Source organism: Proteus sp. G4415 (assembly GCF_963896075.1).
Lineage (GTDB): Bacteria > Pseudomonadota > Gammaproteobacteria > Enterobacterales > Enterobacteriaceae > Proteus > Proteus mirabilis.
Genome location: NZ_CAWQOK010000071.1, coordinates 65,125 through 73,160 on the forward strand (window position 1 = coordinate 65,125; position 8,036 = coordinate 73,160).

Consider the following 8,036-nt stretch of genomic DNA (forward strand, 5'->3'; position numbering starts at 1 on the left):
ATGTCGCTATTACCCGTATTTAGTCAGGTACTGACGTTAGACGCGGAGGTATCTGATAACGCATTAAATAATATCAGGAAATCGACCAACGAAATTCTTGAGGAAATGAAGAAAATAGAGCAGGGCGCATCAGCAGGTATTAATCGCTTTTTTGCCTTTGTTCAAGAAATAGCCACCAGTTTTAACGAATTATCACTGGAGCCTGAAATAAACCTTTCGGTGGACAACCAAGAAATTATTCAAGCCTCTGAAACTGTTGAAAATTCGATACAAAAAATCGTTAAAACGGCACTTAGTAGTACTCAAGAATTTGATACTTTTTTACAAAATATCTTAACGGGGCTGACGAGTTTATCGCTTGATGAGCCCATAAATATTGAAATAAATAGTGGTGAAACACAAGAGAAGATCCTTTCAATTACGTCAAGCATTGACGCTCTAAAAGATGCGATGTCAGTATTAAATTACACGAGAAATTTGCTTAGCAATGATGTGGATAGTGATGCAAGTCATCTTGCGAATTTAAATGCTGAATATCAGGCAATGGAAGATCAGCTTGCTTCATTAAATAATGAATTAACTTTATTAACTGAGGCAGAAAAGAAAAATAAAGAAAATAAATTAGTTATTGATGAGGTGATTAAAAATCTAGGTGCCGATTACGATCAATTTATCAGCACCATGCAAACCCAAGGTATTAAAGCGGCAATAGAAGAAGCTCAAGCTCAACGTCGATTAAGCAGTAGTGTTGATGAAACCGGGAAAAGTTATCAGCAAACCGTCGATAAAATGAAAGATTTTATCCTAAACGCCATAGGTGCAACGGATATTATGGGGACGTTACAAAAGGTATTTTCTGCGTCACTTGAACGTTCTCAAGAAATCGAATCATTAGATAAACTCAGTAAAAAAATGGGTATTGCGGCGATTGATATTGACGCTTTTTCAGGGGCGATGGCTGCAATTGGTGGCACGAAAGAAGCTGCTCAAGCGGATTTAGCCGCTATGGCAACTGCGTTTGATGATACGCAAGATCCCATAGAGCAGCTTTTACAGGTCGCTGATAACGTTAAAAATATGAGTTTTGATGATGCCCAAAAAGAGCTGGAAAAATTAGGTGTTGTTGATGATAAAACCATCGAATTAATGATGAAAGGGCGTCAAGAGCTAGAGCGTACGATGGGGGTACAAAAACAATTCTCAGGTATCAACGACGACAGTATTGAAAGTGCGATCCAACTCAATGCCACAATACATAAATTTAGTCAATTAGCGGCACAATTCAAAAATAACTTTTTAGATATGATTATTCCTACGCTGGCAAAAGGTATGGAATGGTTTGATAAATTAGTCGATTTTTGTGTGAAAAATAAAGATATTGTGATTAGCTTTTTCTCCGCCATCGGCGCCGCTGTTGCTATTTATTATTTACCCGTCATGATCTCTGCTGCCGCATCGACACTTGCCATGGCATTACCTATTATTGCTATTGCAACGGTGATTGGTTTATTAGGTGTCGCCTTTAAACTCGTCTATGACGATATTATGAATTTTATTAACGGTAACGATTCCATGATCGGCCGTATATTAGAAAAATACCCAGTATTAAAAAGTGTGATCATGACGATATGGCAGGCATGGCAATCATTCTTTGAATATTTAAAAGAGGCTGTCACTGTTGTTGCTGATTTTGTTATTGCTGCATGGGATCTAATATCTAACTCATTTAATCAATTTATACAGACTCTAGAAATAGGGATTAATAATCTTATTGCTTGGGGGCAATCCATTATTGATATCTTTATTTTTGTTTCTGATTCAGTGGTGAGCCTATTTGAATGGATGTGGGGCTGTGTTGAAAAGATATTGGATTTTGTCGATGAAAAAATCAACCTAATACAAGATATATGGCAATCAGCCAAAAGCTTTTTCGGTATGGACGACGAAGAAAAAGAAATTCGTGTGGTGCAAAAGGTAGAGCGGCGATTAACAAATGAGGGGGAGCTTGACTATATCTTGCCACAATCTCAAACAGCGACACGATATTATAGTCCTATGCAGGAGGTTAAATCGTTAAATAACGGATTAGCAATATCGTCAAATAACAGTTTAAACCCGATGACCAGTCAAATGATCAGTAATCAATCAAGCATTAAAAACGAAAGTAATGTGCAAATTGGTGAAATCAAAATTGAAACTCAAGCCACAAATGGTGCGGAGGTGGTTAAAGAAATCAAGAAATCTTATACAGAGCAAGAGGCTAAAAATATATCGCAGAATCACTCTAGTGGCTGGAGGGTGTAATTATGATAACGGAAGTTAGAATTTTTGATTTAGCCTCTTTTACCACATTGTTTGATAGTGTTAACCCAACTCAAGTCACCATAGACGATAGCCACCAAGCGATTACATTTACGGTAGAAAATGGGGAAAGCCGCAGTGACCATGTGGTGATCAACCCCATCAGTATCAGTATCAGCTTATTGTTAACGGGCGATATTGCCAATGCTTATGCCACTATAAAACAGTTATATGACGAAAATACGTTAGTGGGTATTCAAACACGTGTTAGTACCTATCAACCAATGCTATTAGAAAGTCTTAGCCATGATGAAGATCCGTCAAAAGTAGACGCTATTGAGTTAAAACTCAAGTTTATTGAATGGAAAAGCATTGAGCCTGAATACAATAAAAAATCAGCTAAATCGACTAAAAAACCTAAGCAATCCTCAACGATTAATCGAGGAAATGTGAAAAGTAAAAAATCCATGCCAATAGGAAAAAAACAGGGCTAGGAGGTAGAAAAAATGCAAGAAATACCATTACAAGCCATTCCTAATCAACGATTTTCTGTAGCAATAGCCGGTGTGAATTGGCAATTAACGCTTAAAGTGGCTAATCAAACCATGTTTTGTGATATCGAGCGAGAAGGCGAAATACTTATTACAGGAATGCGCCTTGTTGCTAATACACCGATAATTCCTTATCGCTATTTAAATCAGGGAATTAATTTAATGTTTTTAACAGAGCATGATGCATTACCTTGGTATGAGGAATTTACCAAGACGCAATCATTAGTGTATTGGAGTGAGGAAGATGGATCTTCGACGAATAAGGCTCGGAATTGAAGTCGGAGAACGGCTTCAATGGTATGAAGGATTACGTATTTCAGCCAGTGGAACAAAGTATGCCAATCCATTACAAAATGAATGTAATGTCACTATCTCAGGGCTAAATGCACAAACAAGAGATTATCTGCTGACAGAAACCAGTCCCTATAATAACAATAAGCAAACGCGACGACTCTATTTGGAGGTCGGCCGAGTTAATACCGGATTACTCTCTTTATTTATTGGCGATATTGTCAGTGCTGAAATAGATTCACCTCCTGATGTGACGTTAACTTTATCGGCAAAAACCAGTCATCAAAGCGCGGGAAAAATTATTTCTTCCAGTGGCGGCACAATGCGCAGGCTGAGTGAAATAGCCTTGGCTATTGCTGATGACTGTGGAGTGAAACTAGATTTTCAAGCTACCGATAAGAATATTGCTAATTGGTATTATTGTGGCTCAGCATTGCATCAAATAGAACGTTTACAGGAAGCTGGGGACGTTAAAGCCTTTATTGATGATGATACGTTATTTGTAAAAGATGACGACAAAGCACTAAAAAGCCGTTTGCGTATTTTAAATATGAATTCAGGCATGATTGGCATTCCCAAAGCGACAGAAAGTGGGTTAACCGTAAGTTACTTAATTGATAGCACCTCGGAGCTTGGTGGAATGCTTCGCCTTGAGAGTAAATTAAACCCTTCATTAAATGGTGATTACATCATTGAGCAATTAGCGTTTAGTGTTGCTTCACATGAGGCTGATTTCAACTATACCGCAATTTGTAAACGAGCTTAATTATGAGTAAACCCAATAACGATATTGCGAGTGTTGGTTCACTGGCAGGGGCTTTCTCGTCCGCATTTCGCCATTTGATGATGAATACGGATGATATGTTGCCCGCAACAGTCATTGATTATGATGAAAAAAGCAATCGAGCCGTGATCAAACCACTGGTGATGATGTTAACCACGGATAATCAAACTATTTCACGAGCACCCGTTGCAAATATTCCCGTATTTCGCTTTGGTGGCGGAGGTTTTTTTATTAGAGCCCCGATTAAAGCGGGAGATTTTGGTTGGTTAAAAGCTAATGATCGTGATATTAGCCTTATTTTTCAACGCGGTGGTCTAGAGGATAGACCTAATACCACCCGATTACATACCTTTAGTGATGCGATGTTTTTTCCTGACACCTTAAAAGGTTGGGTGATCGACGGAAAAAATATTGATGCTTTGGTTATTCAGTCAATGGATGGTTCTGTCTGCTTTTCTCTTCATAACGATAAAGTTGTACTGGAAACCCCCAAGTATGAAATCAATGCCCGAGAAACGATATTTACCGGCAATGTCACAGTAAATGGTAATTATGCGGTAAATGGAAATAGTGATTCTCAAGGGGGCGTGATGCGTCACAACGGGAAAGATATCGGTTCAACCCATCGCCATAGTGGCGTACAAGCAGGCAAAGATAACACAGGGAGTCCAATATGAGGACATTTGCTATAAACCAGCATAATGATCTGGTGATTGATGCTAAAGGTGATCTGCAAATTTGTGATAATGATGAAGCAGTAAAAAACCTTTGTCAGCATTTTATTAAAGCGGTTCGTGGAGAGATGTTGCATAAAAAAGATAAAGGTATTCCTTATTGGTCAGCAACATTTAGCCGTCAAGTTGATATTCCTTTATTTGAAATGGCTTTTCGACAACGTCTGGCTGAAATCGAGGAAGTTGTGGCTATCAGCCATTTTAATGCCTTTTTAGATAATGGCGTACTGAAATATCAGGCGGATATACGCACAATATATGGAGGATTTACATTACATGGCTGATTATCGATATATTAATAATAAAGGCGTTATTGTTCCTGATACGGCAGCGCTACGAAAGGAGGTAGAAGACGAATTTCGCACTGTCTTTGGGCAATCAATCAATTTATCGCCAGAAACGCCCCAAGGGGTTTTGGCAACAATGGAAATTGAAAATCGCGATGCCATTGTGCGTAATAATGCCGAACTTGCTAATCAAATTAATCCCGATATTGCTGGGGGTATTTTTCTTGATGCAATATGGGCGTTAATGGGAGGAGAGCGTATTAATGCCACACACTCCTATTTAAGTAATGTGGAATTTATGGGAGTGCCCGGCACCATTATCCCTAAAGGTTCACAAGCTCTAACGATAAATGGCGCAGTATTTGAAACATTAACCTCTCTTATTATCGCAGACACTGGAAAAATAACTGGGGATATGCGCGCTAAAGAGTACGGGCCTATCACTTGTGGTATTGGGCAATTAAATAAAGTGGCAAGTTCGGTATTAGGCTGGGAAAAAGTCAATAATACCACGCACGCTATTATTGGCCGTTATGCAGAATCTGATATTAAAGCCAGGCGTCGGCGTAAACAGACTCTCGCTAAAAATACCATCAGTGTTGCCCAAGCTATTACATCGTCCCTCTATGAATTAGCTGGGGTTAACTCTCTCTCTTTTCGAGAAAATTTCACTGATAAAACATTAACTATCGATGGTATTTCCTTATTGCCACATAGCATTTATGTCTGTGTTGAAGGGGGAGACAGCCATGAAATTGCCAATGTTTTATTAAGAACGAAAACAATAGGTGCGGCGTTTAATGGTGATATTGAAATAAATCTCTTAGAGCCAGCAAGTGGTCAAGAATATCCGATTAAATTTTCACGACCAAAAGAAGTGACGATTTTTTGCAAAGTTACCGTTAAAAAATCCTCTTTTGATGCACAAACCATTATTCCTGATGCACTAGAAAAATGGAGTCATGGAGAGATAGAGGGGGATAATGGGCTGGTGGTAGGGAGAGATGTCTCTCCTTTTGAGATCTCCGCTGCCGTCAATGCTGTGGAGCCACATTTATTTGTCACAAAAGTTGAGTTATCAACAGATGGAAAAAATTGGCATGTAGCATTAATTCCCATTGCCATTAATCAAATTGCCCGCTTACCTAAAGGGGCGATACAAGTGGTGATGGTATGAATATTCAACAGTTTGATTATCATTCAGATCTTTTACAAGCGATACTTTGGCAATATGAAAATGCCGATAAATTAAAATCACTGGCTCATTTTAAGGCAGATTATTTTCACCAATCCACCGTATTATTTTGGCAAAATTGGTATCGCGATATATTTAATATTGATACCGCCAACGACTTTGGGTTAGCAGTCTGGGCGCGTATTTTAGATGTGCCTTTAGGCATTGATATTTCCCCAAGTGAGAAAACAAAAATAGGTTTTGGCTTTGGTAAAAAGAAAGCTAATTTTAACGCAAATTTTCGACGCAATACCGATTACACCTTATCACTGACGTTAGATCAAAAAAGAATGTTGATAAGAATGCGTTATTTTAATCTCACCCAAAGTCCGACGGTCACCAATATTAATCAATTTTTAAAACGTTTTTTCTGGCGAGGTGAAAGTAAAGTATTTGTACTTGATCCCTTTGATATGACGTATATGTATTACGTTTTTAATTTTAATCCAGATGAACGCTTACGTTTATTATTAGAAAACTTCGATTTAATGCCACGTCCTTCTGGCGTAGGCGTCAAATATCGCATCATAACTAAAAAAGCATTTGGTTATGGTTCATATCGTAAAAATTTCTTAAAGAGTAATTTCGGAGAATAAATCCTATGACTAAAATATTTAAAATCCCCTTTGCCACGCAAGGGGATAAAACAGTTGTGCCTGTTGAAATCCAAACAGATGGCTCAGTATCTTATACTCAAGGTTACGGTTATGATTATGAGCGTGACCAAGTCACTGATCCGGCGGCAAAAGATATTGAACGTGAAAAAATGAATAGCCTATTTCACGATATCACCGAGTCTATTGGTGAAATGCAATTACAAGGTTTTGCTAAATGGTCAGAAGCGGGCAAACCCTATGCTATTCGTAGTGTGGTTTATCATAACAATAAGGTATGGCAGTCTAAAATTGAGAATAATAATATTGAGCCTATTGCCGGTAATGCATGGGCTGAGTTAAAAGCTGATATCACTGCGAATGAAGTGGGCGCTTATAACAAAGCCGAGGCTGATAAGCGTTTTCAGCCGGTGGGTAAATATCAAGTGGAAGGTTATAGCTATGCAAAAGCGGAATCTGATACTAAATATCAACCCAAAGGCAATTATGCTCCTGCGGGAAATTATGCGAATAAAGGCGATAGCTATACCAAAGCGGAGTCTGATGGGAAATATCAACCTAAAGGCAATTATCAAGCTTCAGGAGATTATGCCACCAATACCAATTTAAAAAATGAGCTTAATAAAAAATTTGATAAAGGTAATATTGCTCAAGCGACCGGAACCTCAACGGCTCATGTTATTAGCCAAAAAGCCGCTACTGATGCTTTTCAGCCAAAAGGGAATTATCAACCCAAAGGCAATTATGCATTAGTGGGTGCATCCTATACTAAAACGGAATCTGATAATAAATATCAACCTAAAGGCAATTATTTAGCGACAGGTTATAGTTATTCTAAATCAGAGTCAGATGGTAAATATCAGCCTAAGGGGAATTATCAACCCAAAGGGAATTATCAACCCAAAGGGAATTATGCAGTTATTGGGAGTAGCTATACTAAAGCGGAAAGTGATAGTCGATACTCGAAACAAAAAGTAACAGGTTGGAAAGAACTATATAATGGTAATTGGCTAAGTGGTGAGGGTGTTAATATAAATGAAGATATTCGAGGTAAAATAGTATGGGTTGATCTTGGTGGTAATCAATGGAGTTCATTTACTATGCCTCCTATAGATGATATTCCAATGTGGTGTGGTCACTCTGATAATAATTGGTGTGCATTCAAAACATCTAATAATGGTAAAAAAATACATCGCGCTTTTGGTAAAGGGAATACGGGAATAGTAAGAGTTTGTGTTAT

At 38.2% G+C, this 8,036-nt stretch carries 9 protein-coding genes; all 9 read left to right on the forward strand.

The window, feature by feature from the left end; genetic code table 11:
- Positions 1 to 2,304: a hypothetical protein gene (locus tag AACU95_RS09170; protein WP_049201140.1), complete on the forward strand. Its 2,304-nt coding sequence runs from the start codon at positions 1 to 3 to the stop codon at positions 2,302 to 2,304.
- A 2-nt stretch (positions 2,305 to 2,306) separates the two neighbouring features.
- Entirely contained in the window at positions 2,307 to 2,795 is a 489-nt protein-coding gene (locus AACU95_RS09175) for a phage baseplate protein (RefSeq protein ID WP_004250719.1), read from the forward strand.
- Between the two features lie 12 nt (positions 2,796 to 2,807).
- On the forward strand, positions 2,808 to 3,128 hold the full coding sequence (locus AACU95_RS09180) for a phage baseplate plug family protein (protein ID WP_004243623.1): 321 nt from the start codon (positions 2,808 to 2,810) through the stop codon (positions 3,126 to 3,128).
- Positions 3,097 to 3,909, forward strand: coding sequence for a baseplate hub protein (locus AACU95_RS09185; RefSeq protein ID WP_004243622.1), 813 nt, complete (start codon positions 3,097 to 3,099; stop codon positions 3,907 to 3,909). The genes AACU95_RS09180 and AACU95_RS09185 overlap by 32 nt, the downstream gene beginning before the upstream one ends.
- 2 nt (positions 3,910 to 3,911) lie before the next feature.
- Positions 3,912 to 4,604 carry a Gp138 family membrane-puncturing spike protein gene (locus tag AACU95_RS09190; protein ID WP_004243621.1) on the forward strand — a complete coding sequence of 231 codons (693 nt, stop codon included), beginning with the start codon at positions 3,912 to 3,914 and terminating at the stop codon, positions 4,602 to 4,604.
- The gene (locus AACU95_RS09195) at positions 4,601 to 4,945 is read left to right on the forward strand and encodes a hypothetical protein (RefSeq protein WP_004243617.1); all 345 of its coding nucleotides are present in this window, start codon (positions 4,601 to 4,603) and stop codon (positions 4,943 to 4,945) included. The genes AACU95_RS09190 and AACU95_RS09195 overlap by 4 nt, the downstream gene beginning before the upstream one ends.
- Positions 4,938 to 6,125 (forward strand): baseplate J/gp47 family protein, encoded by a 1,188-nt coding sequence (locus AACU95_RS09200; RefSeq protein ID WP_017628010.1) that lies wholly within the window; start codon positions 4,938 to 4,940, stop codon positions 6,123 to 6,125. Before AACU95_RS09195 ends, AACU95_RS09200 begins: the two co-directional genes overlap by 8 nt.
- On the forward strand, positions 6,122 to 6,778 hold the full coding sequence (locus tag AACU95_RS09205; protein WP_004243615.1) for a DUF2612 domain-containing protein: 657 nt from the start codon (positions 6,122 to 6,124) through the stop codon (positions 6,776 to 6,778). The genes AACU95_RS09200 and AACU95_RS09205 overlap by 4 nt, the downstream gene beginning before the upstream one ends.
- A 5-nt stretch (positions 6,779 to 6,783) precedes the next feature.
- The coding region (locus AACU95_RS09210; protein WP_237612041.1) for a hypothetical protein at positions 6,784 to 8,036 on the forward strand (1,253 nt) is incomplete at its 3' end.

Excerpts from the sequence above, each read along its gene's own strand:
- AACU95_RS09185 (WP_004243622.1), top strand. The coding sequence starts at position 3,097 with ATGGATCTTCGACGAATAAGGCTCGGAATTGAAGTCGGAGAACGGCTT.
- AACU95_RS09200 (WP_017628010.1), top strand. The coding sequence starts at position 4,938 with ATGGCTGATTATCGATATATTAATAATAAAGGCGTTATTGTTCCTGAT.
- AACU95_RS09170 (WP_049201140.1), top strand. The coding sequence starts at position 1 with ATGTCGCTATTACCCGTATTTAGTCAGGTACTGACGTTAGACGCGGAG.
- AACU95_RS09195 (WP_004243617.1), top strand. The coding sequence starts at position 4,601 with ATGAGGACATTTGCTATAAACCAGCATAATGATCTGGTGATTGATGCT.
- AACU95_RS09190 (WP_004243621.1), top strand. The coding sequence starts at position 3,912 with ATGAGTAAACCCAATAACGATATTGCGAGTGTTGGTTCACTGGCAGGG.
- AACU95_RS09180 (WP_004243623.1), top strand. The coding sequence starts at position 2,808 with ATGCAAGAAATACCATTACAAGCCATTCCTAATCAACGATTTTCTGTA.
- AACU95_RS09175 (WP_004250719.1), top strand. The coding sequence starts at position 2,307 with ATGATAACGGAAGTTAGAATTTTTGATTTAGCCTCTTTTACCACATTG.
- AACU95_RS09205 (WP_004243615.1), top strand. The coding sequence starts at position 6,122 with ATGAATATTCAACAGTTTGATTATCATTCAGATCTTTTACAAGCGATA.